Source organism: Pseudoalteromonas xiamenensis (assembly GCF_030994125.1).
GTDB classification, from domain to species: domain Bacteria; phylum Pseudomonadota; class Gammaproteobacteria; order Enterobacterales; family Alteromonadaceae; genus Pseudoalteromonas; species Pseudoalteromonas xiamenensis_B.
In genome coordinates this window covers 25446-42196 of sequence record NZ_CP099917.1, presented here as the reverse complement: position 1 = coordinate 42196, position 16751 = coordinate 25446, and the positions used below count along the sequence as shown (strand labels likewise).

15 protein-coding genes, 2 tRNA genes and 2 pseudogenes are annotated in these 16751 nt (G+C 42.2%); 7 read left to right on the top strand and 12 right to left on the bottom strand.

Going from position 1 to position 16751, the window contains the following annotated elements; all coding sequences use genetic code 11:
- Positions 1–117: 117 nt before the first annotated feature.
- From prc to NI389_RS00185, 7 genes and pseudogenes are all read right to left on the bottom strand, one after another.
- Positions 118–2148, bottom strand: coding sequence for a carboxy terminal-processing peptidase (gene prc, locus NI389_RS00215; protein WP_308361050.1), 2031 nt, complete (start codon positions 2146–2148; stop codon positions 118–120).
- A 13-nt stretch (positions 2149–2161) separates the two neighbouring features.
- Positions 2162–2845 (bottom strand): RNA chaperone ProQ, encoded by a 684-nt coding sequence (gene proQ / locus NI389_RS00210; RefSeq protein ID WP_308361049.1) that lies wholly within the window; start codon positions 2843–2845, stop codon positions 2162–2164.
- A gap of 15 nt (positions 2846–2860) precedes the next feature.
- Positions 2861–3139 carry a hypothetical protein gene (locus NI389_RS00205; protein WP_308361048.1) on the bottom strand — a complete coding sequence of 93 codons (279 nt, stop codon included), beginning with the start codon at positions 3137–3139 and terminating at the stop codon, positions 2861–2863.
- Positions 3139–3597 carry a GAF domain-containing protein gene (locus NI389_RS00200; protein WP_208843122.1) on the bottom strand — a complete coding sequence of 153 codons (459 nt, stop codon included), beginning with the start codon at positions 3595–3597 and terminating at the stop codon, positions 3139–3141. Before NI389_RS00200 ends, NI389_RS00205 begins: the two co-directional genes overlap by 1 nt.
- A 118-nt stretch (positions 3598–3715) precedes the next feature.
- A pseudogene (locus tag NI389_RS00195) lies at positions 3716–4103 on the bottom strand (hypothetical protein).
- Between the two features lie 215 nt (positions 4104–4318).
- Positions 4319–4409 (bottom strand) — tRNA-Ser (locus NI389_RS00190).
- A 44-nt stretch (positions 4410–4453) separates the two neighbouring features.
- Positions 4454–4544: transfer RNA gene (locus tag NI389_RS00185), tRNA-Ser, on the bottom strand.
- A 250-nt stretch (positions 4545–4794) separates the two neighbouring features.
- Here NI389_RS00185 and NI389_RS00180 point away from each other — a divergent pair.
- The 5 genes and pseudogenes from NI389_RS00180 (at position 4795) to NI389_RS00160 (ending at position 6808) form a co-directional block, all read left to right on the top strand.
- Positions 4795–5459: pseudogene (locus tag NI389_RS00180) on the top strand (Bax inhibitor-1/YccA family protein).
- A 55-nt stretch (positions 5460–5514) separates the two neighbouring features.
- On the top strand, positions 5515–5865 hold the full coding sequence (tusD, locus tag NI389_RS00175) for a sulfurtransferase complex subunit TusD (protein ID WP_308361047.1): 351 nt from the start codon (positions 5515–5517) through the stop codon (positions 5863–5865).
- Positions 5862–6218, top strand: coding sequence for a sulfurtransferase complex subunit TusC (tusC, locus tag NI389_RS00170; protein WP_308361046.1), 357 nt, complete (start codon positions 5862–5864; stop codon positions 6216–6218). The genes tusD and tusC overlap by 4 nt, the downstream gene beginning before the upstream one ends.
- On the top strand, positions 6215–6475 hold the full coding sequence (locus tag NI389_RS00165; protein ID WP_308361045.1) for a hypothetical protein: 261 nt from the start codon (positions 6215–6217) through the stop codon (positions 6473–6475). Before tusC ends, NI389_RS00165 begins: the two co-directional genes overlap by 4 nt.
- Positions 6476–6478: 3 nt before the next feature.
- A complete protein-coding gene (locus NI389_RS00160; RefSeq protein ID WP_308361044.1) occupies positions 6479–6808 on the top strand; it encodes a TusE/DsrC/DsvC family sulfur relay protein in 330 nt (109 codons plus the stop codon).
- 95 nt (positions 6809–6903) lie between these two features.
- On the opposite strand, the gene NI389_RS00155 is transcribed toward NI389_RS00160, so the two are convergent.
- The 3 genes from NI389_RS00155 to NI389_RS00145 all read right to left on the bottom strand — a co-directional run bounded on the left by NI389_RS00155 (position 6904) and on the right by NI389_RS00145 (position 11182).
- Positions 6904–9687, bottom strand: a complete 2784-nt coding sequence (locus NI389_RS00155; RefSeq protein ID WP_308361043.1) for a collagenase — start codon at positions 9685–9687, stop codon at positions 6904–6906.
- A 424-nt stretch (positions 9688–10111) separates the two neighbouring features.
- Positions 10112–10906 carry an SDR family oxidoreductase gene (locus tag NI389_RS00150; RefSeq protein ID WP_308361042.1) on the bottom strand — a complete coding sequence of 265 codons (795 nt, stop codon included), beginning with the start codon at positions 10904–10906 and terminating at the stop codon, positions 10112–10114.
- Between the two features lie 9 nt (positions 10907–10915).
- Positions 10916–11182, bottom strand: coding sequence for a hypothetical protein (locus NI389_RS00145; protein ID WP_308361041.1), 267 nt, complete (start codon positions 11180–11182; stop codon positions 10916–10918).
- Between the two features lie 132 nt (positions 11183–11314).
- Between NI389_RS00145 and NI389_RS00140 the strand changes: the two genes are divergently transcribed.
- Positions 11315–12877, top strand: coding sequence for a Na/Pi cotransporter family protein (locus NI389_RS00140; RefSeq protein ID WP_308361040.1), 1563 nt, complete (start codon positions 11315–11317; stop codon positions 12875–12877).
- Here NI389_RS00140 and NI389_RS00135 read toward each other — a convergent pair.
- Positions 12856–14316, bottom strand: a complete 1461-nt coding sequence (locus NI389_RS00135) for an amidohydrolase family protein (protein WP_308361039.1) — start codon at positions 14314–14316, stop codon at positions 12856–12858. The two genes, NI389_RS00140 and NI389_RS00135, sit on opposite strands and share 22 nt — an antisense overlap.
- Positions 14317–14480: 164 nt before the next feature.
- On the opposite strand from NI389_RS00135, the gene NI389_RS00130 reads away from it, so the two are divergent.
- Positions 14481–15383: a substrate-binding periplasmic protein gene (locus NI389_RS00130; RefSeq protein ID WP_308361038.1), complete on the top strand. Its 903-nt coding sequence runs from the start codon at positions 14481–14483 to the stop codon at positions 15381–15383.
- A 19-nt stretch (positions 15384–15402) separates the two neighbouring features.
- Here NI389_RS00130 and msrA read toward each other — a convergent pair whose 3' ends face one another.
- Positions 15403–16629: a peptide-methionine (S)-S-oxide reductase MsrA gene (msrA, locus tag NI389_RS00125; RefSeq protein ID WP_308362589.1), complete on the bottom strand. Its 1227-nt coding sequence runs from the start codon at positions 16627–16629 to the stop codon at positions 15403–15405.
- Positions 16630–16751: the final 122 nt, after the last annotated feature.

Genomic DNA, 16751 nt, shown 5'->3' with positions numbered 1-16751 from the left:
GCAGCCAACATCCTATTTGAACTGAGCACTGATAAATAGACATTGGTATAAAGACGCCATCATACCAAAGCAAGCAGGAGATGCGTAATAAAAAAGGCGCTAAGGCGCCTTTTTTGCTTATTTTGTATTCTTAGCCAGTCGGCCGTAGGTGATTAAATCCTGCGTAATCAAAGCGGCTTCTTCCAAAAATGGGTCAAGCTCAGCAAGTACCTCTGGGGCATCATCTAACGTTTCGATTTTCTCTTTGCCAAGACGTACTAAACGCTCGTTTGCTCGTTTCAATGATCTTGCATCGCGCTCTTCTCGTTCTTGAACACGTTTAGCTTCTACAAGTGAAATCGTCTTATCGTCTTTTTCTTTCTTGTAGCGCTCAATGTCTTCAAACACGTAGTTAAATTCTGGCTCAGATTTAATGCGCTTGTTGTGTAATTCGCTTAAGTAACTCACTGCACCACCTAATGCGTCAACTGTGCTGTACTTGGCTCGTAAAATACTATCCCAAGGTAGTGCATTATCCTCTTGGCTTTCACCCCAATCAGCTGGGTCAACTGCAGACGGGAACGAAATATCAGGTACAACACCTTTATGTTGAGTACTACCACCGTTAATGCGATAGAACTTTGCAATCGTATACTGCACGCTACCTAGCGCGTTGTCATACAGATCATAAGCTCGGCCAAGTGGTTTGTGTTGTTGGACCGTCCCTTTACCAAAAGTTTGCTCGCCAATGATAACGGCACGACCATAATCTTGCATTGCAGCCGCAAATATCTCGGAAGCGGATGCGCTGTATCTATCCACTAAAACCGTCATAGGGCCATTGTAAAAGACTACGCCATCTCGGTCTTCTTGTGCTTCGATACGGTTGTTAAGCGTGTGAATTTGAACCACAGGACCTTGGTCGATAAACAAACCGGTCAATTGAGTCGCTTCATAGAGCGAACCACCGCCGTTTTGACGAAGATCGATAATGATCCCATCGACTTTCTCTTCTTTTAATTTCGCAATTTCGGCTTTAACGTCTTTAGAGAGATTATTATAGAAACTCGGGATTTCTATCACCCCTACTTTACTCGTTAAATTCGAATAATTTGCATGGAAAACTTCAGATTTCGCCGCACGGTCTTCTAAACGGATTTTGTCACGTACGATTTCAACCACTTTTGGTGTACCGTGAGCGTCTGCGCCTTTAAGATACTGTAAACGGACTTTGGTGCCTTTCGGACCTTTGATGAGATCGACTACATCGTCTAAACGCCAGCCAATCACATCAACAAAGTCTTCTTTATCCTGTGCGACACCGATAATTTTATCGTCGGCTTTTATTTGCTCAGATTTATCCGCGGGTCCACCGGGGACGAGGCTGCGGATCACCGTGTAATCTTCGTCATAGCCAAGTACAGCACCGATACCTTCTAGCTCAAGCTCCATATCCATTTTGAATTGCTCTGCGCGGCGCGGAGAAAGATAAGAAGTATGTGCTTCAATACTGCGGGCAAATGAGTTCATGACGATTTGGAAAGCATCTTCTGCATTTGATTGAACCAAACGTTTTAACGCGTTTTTATAGCGTTTCGTCAAAACGTCTTTTATGCCAGCCCAATCTTTACCCGTCATTTTTAGACGCAATGCATCATATTTAACCCGTTGACGCCAAATCTCATCAAGTTCAGCCGTAGATTTCGCCCACGTGGCGTCTTCACGATCAAACTCGTAGTCGTCTTCTTTATCGAAAGTCATTTCTTTATCAAGTAATGAAATGGCGTGCTCGTAACGTTCAAAACGACGTTGTAGGGCTAAATTGAAAAAATCAAAAGCAAAGTCTAACTTGCCTGAAGTTAACCCATCGTCAAATGCGTTTTGATATTTTTTAAAGGCATCAACATCGCTTTGTAGCAAGACACTTTTGTTAAAATCAATGGTGTCGACAAAGCGATCAAAAATTTGAGCAGAGAGCACATCGTTTAACTCGATGTGCTTGTAGTGCGCACGAGTAAATAAGTTTGTCACCCTTTTACTTGCTATTGCATGCTGACTTTCCTGTTTCAAATGGGGAATGTCTTTTTCCGTTATTTCATCTGTCGAAGCAATCGTAGCGAAAGATGCAAATGCTGCAGCGAAAGAAATGAGTGACCAAGTTTTACTCATACGCGACTCCTTTTTAGATAAAGTACAAACTGTCTGCTTTGGTTTTGACCTGCATTCCTGTGACGAGTTCAACAAATACTTCGTCTTTATTCACTTCAGTAATTGTAGCGTTTACTAACGTCTGGCCAAGTTTCACTTTAACCTTTGCATTTACTTTCACTTCAGAGGCAGGCAATAGCTCAACTTTGCCAGTACGCTTCACAGGCGCTTCAGCAGGTTTACTATTTACTCTAGCTCGTTTGTCGTCACCTTTGTTACGATCAAATGGACGCTTTTTGTAAGGTTTTGTGTCAGACGAACCGCCTTCACGAGGTGCACCATCACGTTTCACAAATGGACGCTTGCCTTTAGGTGCTGGTTTTTTCGCACGCTTAGCACGTGATTCTTCTAACGCTTTTTGAGCATGTTCAATATGTTCTGCTTCAATTTTCTCTGCTTGATTACCGTCTAAATCGATACGGAATTCATTTTGAGTAACAGATTCTAGGTATCGCCAGTTAGACGTATACTTGCGAAGTGCTTGACGAACCTGCGTTTTGCTAACGTGCTCAGAGCCTTCAATGCGCTCCGCAATATCCTTAAATATACCCACTTTAAGTGGTTTGATGCCGTCTTTGGCTTTGAAGCAATTAGGGAATTCCTTATAAAGGAACTCCAACACTTCGTTTATGTCTTTTAGCTTGTTTGTGGTTTCCATTTTTGAACCTATTTATTACATCTGCTCATCGAGAGATGAGTGAACATATTGCGTAACCCAGTCAGTTAGCTCTTCAAATTCAGCGTCCAGCAAAGCTGTGTCGCCGCGAAGATGCTCCCAAATACCATTTATAATTTCGTCTATCGTTTCACAATCAAGATCGTCAGGAAGAAGATCCCATGCAAAATGAATTAATTCGTTGAGTGTTTCGGCAACTTGCTCTTCTTCCCCTTCCCAATCACCTACATCAAAATGGCTGAAAAGATAGTCTTGGACTTGAAGTAAATCTTTCATTAAAGCGTTGCCTCAAACGCTTTTACTAACGCTTCTAATCCGATTTTATCCTGTTCATCAAAACGGCCAACAGAAGGACTATCAATGTCCAACACGGCGATAACTTCACCATTTTTATAGACAGGGATTACAATTTCCGAATTAGAAGCTGCATCGCAAGCGATATGACCTGCGAATTCGTGTACGTCAAATACAAGTTGAGTAGCACGCTGCGCAACTGCAGTGCCACACACGCCTTTACCAACGGGGATACGAATACATGCCGGTTTGCCTTGGAAAGGACCAAGCACGAGCTCGTTCGGAGAATCCATCAAGTAAAAACCAACCCAATTAATGTCTTCTAACGACATCCATAGCAATGCGCTGATGTTTGCCATATTGGCAATTAGGTTTGACTCCCCTTCAGTTAGCCCACGAGCCTGAAGAGTTAAACTTTGGTAAAAATCTTGCTTCTGCATGAAGTACTTCGAAAATAAATACACAGAAGCTTAAGGTACTCTTTCATGGCGCTAAATGAAACCTTTTCCACTGAAAAAGTGTTATTTCTCTGTAAATTTAGCGCACCTAGAACAAAATTTAGGCAAGCTTTACGCTCGACCTGCGTAAACCGAATAAAAACAAACCAGCGGCTAAACCCGACATAATTGCATTGACGAGAAACGCAGCTCCAGATGTGGCAGCGAAAATATAGCTGAACACAGCTCCACCCAACAAACCGGCAGTCAAAATCACACTGTAATTCACCATGCCTTTTTTAACCGAATATAGGTATATGGGTACTACAAACAACGCCATGGCGAGACCAACAATATGCGCATTTGCTACCGCACTGAGTAATAACGCAAAGAAAGTAGCACTAGACCCCCCCTTCTAATGTCAACGAATAAAACAGCCCTAACGCAACGCCAACAACTATTGGCGATAAAAACGAATAGCCTACGCCTTTTACAATGTTTGCTTTCATATTAATTTCACTACTTCATGCTTCATTACAAGACAGCATGGCGAAGATGCGCCGATATACAACTCGACTTTGGTATAATGAACACAAACAGCCTAGACACAAGTCAAACGCAAAATCATAAAAGATTGGTGTAAGTGAATTGGAGTGGTGCATTCTGAGTGATTGTATAGCTCAAAACGCAAAAAAGCCGCTACACTGTAGCGGCTTTTTGTATGTGGCGGAGAGATAGGGATTTGAACCCTAGATACGCTATTAACGTATGCCGGTTTTCAAGACCGGTGCTTTCAACCACTCAGCCATCTCTCCTAAACCGATGAATACTGTACTTGAGTACAATACTCTAAATTAGGTGGCGGAGAGATAGGGATTTGAACCCTAGATACGCTATTAACGTATGCCGGTTTTCAAGACCGGTGCTTTCAACCACTCAGCCATCTCTCCGCAGCGGGGCGAATAATAGAGAAACTAATTTGTAATGTGAAGTGTTTTTTTAAAAAACACGTTTAAGTGGTTACTTTTTGTCACATGCGTTTATAAAAGGATCATTTTGATTAAAATTTATCTACTTAGAACTTTTTGAGTCACTGCAGGTCTATATAATCGAGTTTAAATTGCCCTATGTGTTCAGTCTTGATAACCTTACTTTAGGTACCATATAGGAAATTAAATAGCTTTAACTAAGGAGTTAAGCATGGCGTTTAACCAGTCGTATCAAACTGCAAGACCCCTGTCGTCTTCTATCGAAACGAACAAGGTTCTTAAAAACACCTACTTTTTATTAGCAATGACATTAGCATTCAGCGCGGTCACCGCTGGAATTTCAATGACGATGGCTTTGCCTCGTTTTACTGGCATGATTTGTTCGTTAATCGGACTCGTGTTGCTATTCGTTATTCAGAAAAAGCAAACTCTTCATCTGCAATTGGTCTTGTATTCCTATTTACTGGGATCATGGGATTTGGTCTCGGACCATTGCTGACTCATTATGCAGCGATGCCTAATGGTGGGATGTTGATTATGCAAGCTCTGGGCTCAACGGCGCTTATTTTCTTCGGATTGTCCGCTTACGCTTTAACCACAAAGAAAGACTTCTCTTTTATGGGTGGCTTCCTAATGGTCGGCTTAATTGTCGTAATCATCTCAAGCCTAGTTAACCTATTTTTAGGTAGCTCGTTGATGTTCTTGGTTATTAATGCTGCCGTTGTGCTTATTATGTCGGGACTTATCCTTTTCGATACGAGCCGTATCATAAACGGTGGCGAAACGAATTACGTCTTAGCAACAGTAAGTTTATACCTAAATATTTATAACCTTTTCACGTCATTGTTGGCTCTTTTAGGTGCCAGTGATGACTAAGCAAAATAGTTTGCTAAAATAAGCCCCAAATTTGGGGCTTTTTTTTGGATTACTTTTGGCATCATTTGTTTTATCACTGCACAGCTCACCAAGCGCGCTTAGTGCTTTACAGTCGCTTTCGCGATTTGCACAAGCCGCATTGAAAAATGGGCATCGTATTGATTGTGTCTTTTTATATCAAGACGGCGTGTATCACGCTCAAGACGGTATCAGTCAACCAACAGACCAACTGAGTATTAATCAGCTTTGGTTAGACTTAAAGGCTCTATCGATTCCCTTACTTTTGTGTGTTACCGCTGCGGAGAATCGAGGCGTAACAGCAGATACTGGTCTATTCGACGTGGCCGGTTTGGCTGAATTTGCAATGAAAACCAGTAAAGCGGATAGATGGGTGCAATTCAAATGACTAAAGTCTTGGTAATAACAGAACACGCGCCCTACCATCTGAGCAGTTTAAAAGACGCTCTAGATATGGCACTTATTTTTGCTGCTGTTGATGCAGAAGTTGCATGGTTATTTGTTGGACAAAGTATTCACTCGCTTCGCAAAAACCAGAATCCAAAAGTCCTTGGTATGAAAGATGTATTTAAATCAATGAAAACGCTTGATATATACGATGTTGATCAGCTTTACGTAAGCCAACAGTGCCTCGAAGCCAGTGGTCTCACTGCAGAGAGTTTAGCGTTAGAGATAAAAGTATTATCAAGTGATGAACAAAGCACTTTGATAAACTCTTTTGAGAAAGTGGTCACGTTATGATGAATACCTTGTACATCTTTACTAGTGCAGAATTGAAATCGCATCAACTCGCAATGCTGACTGAAAACGATAGTGTGTTGCTGACTCAAGATGCTAGTTTTAGCATTTCACGCTTTGTGGATTTAAAGGGTAATAAGTACCTGCTTGATTCATGCGCACAAGCTCGAGATGTGAAAGCGCCAGCTCCCTTTAAAATAATTACCGATGAAGAGTTTGTCGCTCTTGTACTCGCACATAAAACAAATATTACTTGGTAGGTCATGATCGAATTTAATGGCAACACAATTGAAACGGATAAACACGGTTATTTGCTCGACTATACACAATGGTCCGAAGAACTTGCCGAGTTACTCGCTATAGAAGAGAAAATCGTTCTTTCCCCAGCACATTGGGAAGTGATTCATTTTGTCAGGAACTTTTATATTGAATATGAAACGAGTCCAGCAATTCGTATGCTTGTTAAAGCTATGGCCAAAGCTCTTGGTGAAGATAAAGGAAACAGCATGTATCTCTACAAACTCTTCCCAAAAGGCCCCGCAAAACAAGCCACAAAAATTGCTGGCCTGCCAAAACCCGCAAAATGTATATAAAGATCAATAAAACAAAAGGCTGGAATACATTCCAGCCTTTTAAAATTGACCCAACTTTATTTGAATTGGGTTTATGACGACGTTTAACGTTTGGGCTAGTTGCACCACCCATCGTTATATTTAACTAAAATAGTTGCACCTTGTGCGTTACCAGTCACCTTCAAGTAACCCCAGTATTGCGATTGATTTGATAGATTAATGCATTCGCCATTACCTGTTCTAAACGAACTCGCCTCTACATTACTTTCTGTTGGCCATCCTGCATTACTGTATTCTAAACCAAGGTCGCCCGAACCATTTGCAGTCTCAATACTAATGCTTTGTTGACCACTGACGTTTTCTAAACTCAACCAAATGGGGGCTGTATTTCCTAAACACGTCGCAACACCCGCTGAGAGTCGACCGCCAGTTACGGGACCCTGAGTAGCGCAAGCATCCGGTAGATTGCTCGCTGGTGAGGTATAATTTGCAACCAAGCTCACACTTGAGAAGGCGTTGTATCCGCGTAGCATAGCGTGGTAAGTCCCGGCAGTTGGTGAAGCAACATCACAGCGTTCGCTATTACCGCCGACATACGGTCGACAATCGAAACTTGTTGTACTCGGTGCACTATCGAACTTGACGTAGAGATCCGCATCACCAGTGCCACCGCTTATCACAAAACTTAAATCGGTCGCCCCACTTGGAACACTGAATGTAAAACGCTTTTCTTCGTCTTGACTACCATTCACCGTTACCGCAACCCCCTTGTTTAACACAGTTCCTGTGTTACTCGCTAATACCTTAGCTGTCGTCGTAACTTGTGAGGATAATCCCTGATTATCCGTTACAGTGAGCTTCACGTTATAAGTGCCTTCGCCTACGAACGTATGACTCGGATTTGCCTCGTTACTTTGCGTCCCATCACCGAAATCCCACAAATAGCTTGTGATTTGACCATCCGGATCGTTAGAGCCATTGCTACTGAACGCAATAACTTGACCCGCAGTTGCTTCATATGGTCCATTGATTTGTGCATTTGGAGCTTGGTTTGACGAACCCGCCGCTAAGTCTTGAGTCCACTGTGTAAACTCGTTTGCATAGCTAGTTGCCCAGCTGTTTGTCTTTGCTTTATAGCCCGCCCAATCCCCCACTCTCGTTTTCGACAGCATTGACTCGACTTCCGAAAAATGACGTTCAAACATAAAACGCACAGCTAGATAGCCCCAGCGATAAATACGGTCTTGATCAAAACCATCGTAAGTGGTTGCAAATACTTCACCAAGGGAATACACACTGCCATCTTTTACAGTATCAATTGCAGCTTGATTATCATTTTGATTCGCAATATATTCGGCAACGCCTTCACTCCACCAAACCACGTCTTCTGTTGGCGCGTTAAAATCACCATACATGTCAAATCGACCATCAAGATAATGCACGTACTCATGTTCTAAATTCCAGACGTAGTGATCTGGCTTAGCGTAGCTTGCTTCATAAGCAATGAAGTTTGCTTGATTTCCTACTTTACTTGGGTCTCCCTCCAAATACATTCCACCGTTATTAGTGTCTATTTTGAAAATCGCTTTCGCGTATTTCTGATAATCTGCACTGCTATTAAAGATGTTTACCTGTAAGAACGTATTGTTGTCGTTCGCAACCGGTTGGTTGTTTGTTGTTAGGCTAGTGTGGAATCGAGATTCTTCTGCTTCCATAGTGGTACAGGCTGATTGTAGCTGTAATGCAGTCAGTTCTTGTGCACGAATTTTAATTGTAGAACTACAGTCGTGCATTTGAGTAAGCACTTGCGATTCGAGCGTTTTATCGAAGTTACAAATATTGTATTTGCTACAATCGGAATAGTAACTTGCAACATCTGCCGCATTTAACCAAAGTGCATCACCATATCCGTAGCTTTTATAAGTAGAAAACAGTGTATTAAGCGCCGCATCGACTTTAGTTTGAATATTACCATCAGAATATTTAGTTAAACGCGCAAGCTCACCAGCTGCGTTTACCGCAAGGTATTCAGCGTCCGATCCCACCATCCACGTTTTTTGTGTAAATTGCGCAAGCAGATCGACAAGTTGCGCATCATTTTTAGCAAGGTTAACGTAATTGGAGTTCCATTGGCCTCGATATAAAAGCGTGAAGACATTGTTTACCGCACGACGCATATTGCGTGTTGCAGCATAGTTTTGATCCCATTTTGACAACCACGTTTTTACGATTGGTAAATAAACATCCTGAAGCTCCGTGCTGTCCATTGCAATTAGGAATTCACCCAATACAGCTCCATGTGCGTCGCTATTGTCATAGAAATGGCTATTCGCAACAAACGCATCTATCGCGGCACGTGCTTGCGTCGTCACTTCAGCTGAGAAGGTGACACCATCGTTATAAAATTCAGCATAGAAACCCGCTCGCAAAAATAAAATGAGCGCTTCGATATCGGCGTTTCCATCACCTTGGTAGCTTTGCGCTGCCGCTTTTGTGCTTTGCGCAACCGCAATCATTTTTTCCGACGTAAAAATGCCAACTTGTTGCCCTGCACTCGCCGAAAATAAATCATTGACGCAATCAGGACCTTGATTGGTGATCTGCGAAACAACCGTTTGAGCTGATGCATTAACAAACGCCGCAGTGTCACATGTTGCTAGCGCATCGGACGCTGCCACATTCAAAATTTGCTTACTGAGTTTGAGTTGATGAGCGACATGCTCTGCTTGTTGAGATTTTTGAGGTGCTCGGCTGTCAACTGTGTTTGCATGCGCATGTGCTGACACATCGATTTGTTCATTTTTTAGCGGTGCAAAATCTCGAACGTCATTTGTATTTGCTTGTAAGCTAAGGCTTAATCCTAGAATCGGCATCGCCATCATTATTTTATTTAGTTTCATATTGTACCTTCAATGTTGTATCCAAACCCGATTGGGCGATCGAAAATTAACATCAAATAAACAATGTATACAATATATTTTATATAACTTTAACGAATAAACTGATTCTTTTTTATCCAAAAAACCATTAATCATTTGTTTTTATTGCATAATATTTTCTAATTATGGCAATTTACAAAATAAAAGGAGTTAAAACGATGCTCAAGAATTACTTGTTAAAATTTGAATTTACGATTTACTGAATTCGCACTTGTAAACAGCGAATAACATTCGGAAGAGGTAAATCGAATCTATCGTTTTCGCATGGCGACCAATTAAATGGTCGCATTAATGAGTTCGTCATATGTCTAGTCTGCATGACGCAACACAGTAAAAACAGTAAAAACAGTGTGTCGACTGCCCTCGAGTTATGTTTGCAGGCAATTTAATTTTGAGGGCGAGCTGACGTTCCTGCGAGTAATCCGCCATCGATGTTTAATTCGATCCCGGTCACGTATTTCGATTCATCTGATGCCAAATAAATACACGCATACGCGACATCGTCGGGTTCGCCCATCACCTTTAATGGTACATCCGCCGCAATAGCCGCCTTTGCAACGTCAAGTTCCTCGGGATCCGTTGGTAACATTTGAGCCCACATCGGCGTAAAAATTGCGCCGGGATGAACCGAGTTACAACGAATTGGATAGCCTTTTTCAGCACAATACAAAGCGACCGATTTAGTGTGGTTTCTGATTGCGGCTTTGCTTGATGCATACGCAGCCGCTGCCGGGATCCCAACTAAGCCAGAACGCGATGAAATGTTGACAATGCTACCCGAGACACGGGTTTTCATGGCTCCAATGGCATATTTACACCCAAGTGCAACACCCAGTAAATTCGTGGCATGCACGTGCTCCCATGCTTCAATACTAAAGTTTTCGGGGTCATGAGCTTCTGGAAATTCCTCGAATCCGGTTATGCCAGCGTTATTTACTAACACGTCCAAACCACTGAACTGCTTGCTTACCCAGTCTAATGTTTGTTTCCAATGCGTGTCTTGTGTGACGTCAAGTTGCATGAAGTAGGCATTGTCACCCAGCTCTGAAATCTCAAAAGGTAACGAAACCTTATCGGTCAGTATCACTGTGGCCCCATGTTCTAAAAATCGTTTCGCTATTTGTAGACCAATCCCACGCGCAGCTCCCGTAATTAACGCAACTTTTTCTTTTAATCGCATATACAATCCTTAATATTCGTTGATGCCTACCTCTGTGCCAGCTCGCACCTTAACCAGCACGGACGTTGATGATAGAAATATGGGATAACAACCATCCGACAAGTTCGTCGCGCAAAGACGATTTAATTTGCCGAACAAGTCTTGCAAATCAGCTGGGGGTTCTAATGATTGAGGTAACTTTGGGGTAATCGGCTTCGAATAACGTGTAACAGCCCGTTTGAGTTGTTTTGCTTTTGAGATAAACGTTTGTAGTTTATCCATATCCATTTGATGCATATTTACTAAATCCTTTAGTTATATCAAAGTAGTGTACCATAAACGTGGATATAGTAAGTCTGCTTTTTCTTACTTGGCGTTTTGAATTATGATTTCTAGATACGCAAAGGATTACAATTATATGGTTATTTTATGACAGATCAGCTTCTTATTGCCTTCGGTGCACTCGGCTTGATACTGCTTGGTATGGATTGGATGAGTAGCGGACTCAAAGCTTCATCTGGTCCTAAATTCTTACAAGCGCTTGAAACTTGGACTACTACACCAATTCGAAGTGTGCTGTTTGGCACAACAGCGACGGTCGCGGTGCAAAGCTCAAGCGCGATAACTGTCGCAACAATAGGCTTTGTTAATGCAGGCGTACTCTCCTTGCGCAAGGCTGCATTTGTCGTGTATGGCAGCAATGTCGGTACTTCACTCACTGGGTGGTTTATCGCACTTGTCGGTGTGCAATTCAAAATCGATGCATTTGCGTTGCCATTAATTGGGCTTGGCGCTGTTGCAAAGCTGTTTGGTTCTAAAAATGCCATAAAGGGTGCTGGCGATGCAGCAATTGGGTTTGGCGCCTTATTTTTAGGTTTATCTTTCCTCAAATCGAGTTTCGATGCCTCTGGATTTAGCTTAGACATTCCATTTCTGTCTGAGTCTGGGCTAACTGGTTTATTACTTGCGGTACTCATCGGTACTCTGCTCACCGCACTTATGCAAGCTTCTGTCGCCGTTATCGCTCTTGTATTAACAGCGGTATCAACCGGTACTATGGACATACATGTGGCAGCAGCGTTTGTAATTGGAGCAAACCTTGGTACAACCTCTACTGCTCTAATGAGTACTCTTGCGGCCACCGCAAGTGCAAAACGCCTTGCTTGGCTACATGTTATTTTTAACCTGCTTACCGCGCTTGTGGCAGTTTTATTGATGACGCCTATTCTGGAGTTAATTCATCAACTTGAGGTAAAGCTTGCGATTGAGTCGAGTCCCGCTATCAGTTTAGCCATTTTCCATAGCCTCTTTAACATTATGGGTGTGCTGTTAATGTGGCCAATGACCGACCGACTCGTAGGGTGGTTGTCAAACCGTTTCAAAGGCAAAACTGTCGCCCTAAAATACGTGGATGCAAGCAGCCTTTTGCTGCCAGATACCGCAGTAAAAGCGATTAGTAATGAGCTGTTAGATCAACTTATGAAATTGGGGCATGTAGCCGCTCAATCTGACAGTTCGGCCACATCGCTAGACAAAATCATGGATGGCATTCGTTCAAAACAAAAGCGCATCGCTGAATACTTAGATAAGCTGAGTGAAACTCCATTAACTAAAGCACAAGCTCGGGCATTAACCGTTCTTGCAAAAAGCCACTTGCGTTTAGATACCGTTATCCAGTTAATTTCGAAATTAAATAATTCGTTAGCCCCTTTTAATGAGAACTTTGCGGAAGAACGAACGCTTTGGCAAAGTTTAGTAACCACGGATTATGATTCAATGAACTTTAAACGCGGATATCGTGCCTATTTAAAAAGCATTGATAAACAAAAACAGGTTATTTACGACGCCTCTTTGACTCATAAGCTTACACATGAGAAAGCCACTGAGTTGATCCTATCGATACATGAAGTAAAGCGGATGAATATTCAACTTATTAAAGCATCTTCTGCGCTACGTAAACTTTTAGCCGATTATGAAATGACAGACTCGTAAACACACTTACCATCTACCCAAGTTTGTTTAACGTGAACGTCCTCCAATTTGACTGAATGAATAAACGGATTGTCGGAAAGCACGACAAAATCCGCTGCACCACCAGCTTGTAAAGCGCCAAACTGATTGGCGCTTTCAAGGCAACGTGCCGCATTTGAGGTTATGCATGCCAAAGCGCTCGACAAAGGCAGTGCCTCCTCTGGGTGCAACTTTCGCTGTGCAATGCCGACATATCCCGGCGCGGTTAACATTTCACGATTCACGGCATGATTTAACAAGCGAAGAGCACCTAACGGTCGTTCTGGAAATTCACAGGCAAATGTCATCATTGGCGATTGCTCGAGTATTGTGCGATAGGGGAATAACGTTTCCGTATTAAGCTTTTCTCCTCCCCGTGACAAATTATATCCATCGAAGCCAATTTCATCGGGATACGCAATCGACGTTCCCAATAAACACGAAGGAATAGCACTTGTGTCCTCTTGCAATAAAGTCTTACACACTTTTAGCGGTTTGGCAGAATGATTAACTAGGCTCAACAAACTTTCATCCGCTCTTACGCCAATGGCAGTGATCCCTTGTTTTATCGCTTCAAAAGCATAGCTCTGACTTAACTCATGTACGGATTGAAATGACAAATTTAGTTGATCTGCGGGGATAACCTTAGCTAACCACGAAAACTGACGACTTCTTAATCCTTTATTTTGCTCCAAAAAACGCAGAAACAGCCGGATATTGGGATATCTCGCCCGATCAGCGTCATCAAGTGTTAAATACAGTGCTGTTGCTGCTAGGCTGTTTACATATGCGACGTTACCGTGTTTCTCAAAAATACAGATAGGTCGTTGCACCGCTAAGCTGTCGAGAAAGTTGATTAGATGTTCTTCGGTGTCGGTATTGTCAAACGGAGTATAGGGAAGCAACTCTTCATCAAGACCGTATCCAATTAACCACTGATTCGCAGGTAGGCTCTTCTCGTAATAGGAAATTGCTTTTCCGATGTAGTGTAGATTGTAGTTTGGCATCGGATGTTGCCAATTTGCTTGCAGACCGAAAGGTCCAAGATGGATCCAGGAGTGTGTCGCAAGTCCTGCGAGCCAATCCACTCTAGGTAGTACGAATCCAGGCACAACACACTCACGTTCAGCTAACTCAATGGTATTTAGCTCTTCAGCGAAACCCGTGTCGTTGGCAAGCTGCAATACCGACCAATAGTTCCCTACCGCTTCAATGTTCCCATCGTGGATGAACATGGCTTCGTGATGCTGTTCTCCTGTGTAAATATTGCCTCTAACAATATAAGTACCGTTTAAATCAGATTGCTCCTCAATAGAGTAGGCATCATTATACGTATCAAGGACAACATCGTCTTCGACCACCTTCTGAATACAATCAAATCGGTACTGGACTAGCGGATTAAACAACAACGCACTTGGCATAACATACTACTTCACGCTCAAACTCGACTAACGTAATTTTAGTTCTGATGCGCGGTTTTTCCGATTACACTTCATTACAGCAAAGGTAACTTGTTTCTCACATTGCCAAAAACTTCTCTTTTCTCCTAAACTGAACGAAAGTCGAATCAAATTATGTGATACATGTGTACCGATTGTTGTTGATATTCAGTTTGTTTCTTCCTTTTACTAGTTTTGCTGACAGACCGTTCAATGTGACTTATGAATATGAGTCTGAGCTTCATGTTGTAACTGGAAAAGCCTATAAAAATGGCATTTTATTTAATAATGACCGAGAAAACGTTGTTCGATTAGTCACATTAAACTGGCCTCCTTATATTGATGATTCACTTTGTAACAAAGGGTGGGTCTACCAGCTCACCGTTGCCCTCTTCCACCAAGCAGGTTACGGCGTCTATATTGAATTTTTGCCTTGGGCTCGTGCGGTAAGGGAAGCCGAATTAGGGAAAGCGGATGTACTGTTCCCCGAATACTTTATTGAAGCCAATGCACCTTCTGATGTTGTTACAGGCATGCATCGGACAGATTTACTCAGACTATCCGCACCAATCCCTGGTGGCGAAATCAACTTTTTAAAACTCAAAGATACTGAACTTGAGTTCAATGGTAATCTATTGAGTATTATCAATAAAATGATAGGTGTGGTTCGTGGGTATCAAAATACACCAGAATTTGACGCATTAATGGACGCTGGAAAGCTAAGTATCGTCGAAGCGGTAGATGACCTACAATTATCGCGCCTGCTGATGAATAAACGTGTTGAGATTATTATCGGGGATCCTCAGGTCATTCAGAGCAGTATTTTGATGTCTGAGGAAACGTCAACACAAAAAAGACAGTGGCTCTCCGAATTAGACATCGTCGAGCCAAGTTTAGCCTATAACCCTCTCTATTTTGCCATTAGCAAAAGGGTAAAAAACAGTTACACCATTCTAGAAAACATCAATGATGCCATTAATCGATTCAAGCAAACTGGCACACTTAATCGCATAATTGAAACCGCAAAATCACAATGCCACCAATACTAAGTTAGGGAGAGCAAACAGGCTATTTTCTCTCGATAAAATCTAAAACTGTGGCGTTAATACAGTATCTATCTTCACCGTTTGGTCCCTCACCTTTAAAAACATGGCCCAAATGGATACCGCTCGATTTGGAACGCAGTTCCGTTCGCACCATGCCATGACTCAAGTCTTGATGAAATGTTACGCTTCCCTCAACCGGCTTTGTGAACGATAACCATCCTGTTCCTGAATTAAATCTATCCGAGGTTCTAAAGAGTTCCGCTCCACTCAACTTATCAACGAATGTGCCTTCTTTGGTATATTTAAACAATTCGTATTGTTTACAGAACGGTCTATCGGTACTTTTTGAAAAGGCCACGTGGAACGCTTCCGTATCACCTAATTTGAACGCGCCAAGCGCTTTATAAAATGAATCTCGGTCCATAAATCCTTGCACTCCATACACTTCCATACCATTGTCCATAAATAAAATAGTGGGGGTTGCCCAAGTCGCCGTTTTCACGATGAGGCCATCTAGCTGGTCTGCAAAACGATAGGTAATCCGAATATCACCTTGATAGTCATTGACTACTTTACTTTTGAACTTTTCGCAGTACGGACAATAGCTTCGAGACTCTATCACAACAATGTGTTTGCCCTTTTTAAGTAAGCTATTGTCAACTGCCATTTCTTTTTTTGGCTTAAAAACAACCCCTGTACTGTGATCTGGGCAATAGCCGTTTGGGTTTTTCGCAAGATAGTTCTGGTGATATTCTTCAGCAGGAAAGAAACTGTTCAAAGGTTTGACGATTGTCGTTATGTCGCCATACCCTGCTCTTGTCAATAAGCGTTGATACTCCTGCATGACCTGTTTTGCTTCTTGAAGTTGTTCATCATCCGATGTCAAAATAATCGAGCGATATTGCGTCCCTACATCGTTACCTTGCCGATTCAATTGAGTCGGATCATGGCTTTCAAAATAGGCCTCAAGTAATTTTCGAGTAGCCAGCTTTTGTGTGTTGTAAGTTACTTTCACCACCTCAGCATAATTATTAGGATCCATTTTACGTGATCGTTTCGTTATCTCACGGTATGTCGCCATGAAGCCATTTCCATCCGCGTAACCCGATTCCGCGTCAATCACTCCATCCAGTGACTCATAATGTTTTTCAGCACCCCAAAAACAACCAGAACCTAACACGATAGTCTTTAAATGAGTGGATGCTTGAGTTTCAGTCGTAGCCAAAGCGTGACCCGAAGCACCTAACATTAAGCTTAAAATTAATGATATTAATACGCGCATTACATTTCCTAAATTGACGTGCTCTGAAAATAGAGACCTTAGAAACGAGTAAGATATTTCACCAATTTATCTATCCCAAATTTTCATGA

Excerpts from the sequence above, each read along its gene's own strand:
- prc (WP_308361050.1), bottom strand. The coding sequence starts at position 2,148 with ATGAGTAAAACTTGGTCACTCATTTCTTTCGCTGCAGCATTTGCATCT.
- proQ (WP_308361049.1), bottom strand. The coding sequence starts at position 2,845 with ATGGAAACCACAAACAAGCTAAAAGACATAAACGAAGTGTTGGAGTTC.
- NI389_RS00205 (WP_308361048.1), bottom strand. The coding sequence starts at position 3,139 with ATGAAAGATTTACTTCAAGTCCAAGACTATCTTTTCAGCCATTTTGAT.
- NI389_RS00200 (WP_208843122.1), bottom strand. The coding sequence starts at position 3,597 with ATGCAGAAGCAAGATTTTTACCAAAGTTTAACTCTTCAGGCTCGTGGG.
- tusC (WP_308361046.1), top strand. The coding sequence starts at position 5,862 with ATGACTAAAGTCTTGGTAATAACAGAACACGCGCCCTACCATCTGAGC.
- NI389_RS00165 (WP_308361045.1), top strand. The coding sequence starts at position 6,215 with ATGATGAATACCTTGTACATCTTTACTAGTGCAGAATTGAAATCGCAT.
- NI389_RS00160 (WP_308361044.1), top strand. The coding sequence starts at position 6,479 with ATGATCGAATTTAATGGCAACACAATTGAAACGGATAAACACGGTTAT.
- NI389_RS00155 (WP_308361043.1), bottom strand. The coding sequence starts at position 9,687 with ATGAAACTAAATAAAATAATGATGGCGATGCCGATTCTAGGATTAAGC.
- NI389_RS00150 (WP_308361042.1), bottom strand. The coding sequence starts at position 10,906 with ATGCGATTAAAAGAAAAAGTTGCGTTAATTACGGGAGCTGCGCGTGGG.
- NI389_RS00145 (WP_308361041.1), bottom strand. The coding sequence starts at position 11,182 with ATGCATCAAATGGATATGGATAAACTACAAACGTTTATCTCAAAAGCA.
- NI389_RS00140 (WP_308361040.1), top strand. The coding sequence starts at position 11,315 with ATGACAGATCAGCTTCTTATTGCCTTCGGTGCACTCGGCTTGATACTG.
- NI389_RS00135 (WP_308361039.1), bottom strand. The coding sequence starts at position 14,316 with ATGCCAAGTGCGTTGTTGTTTAATCCGCTAGTCCAGTACCGATTTGAT.
- msrA (WP_308362589.1), bottom strand. The coding sequence starts at position 16,629 with ATGTTAGGTGCTTCGGGTCACGCTTTGGCTACGACTGAAACTCAAGCA.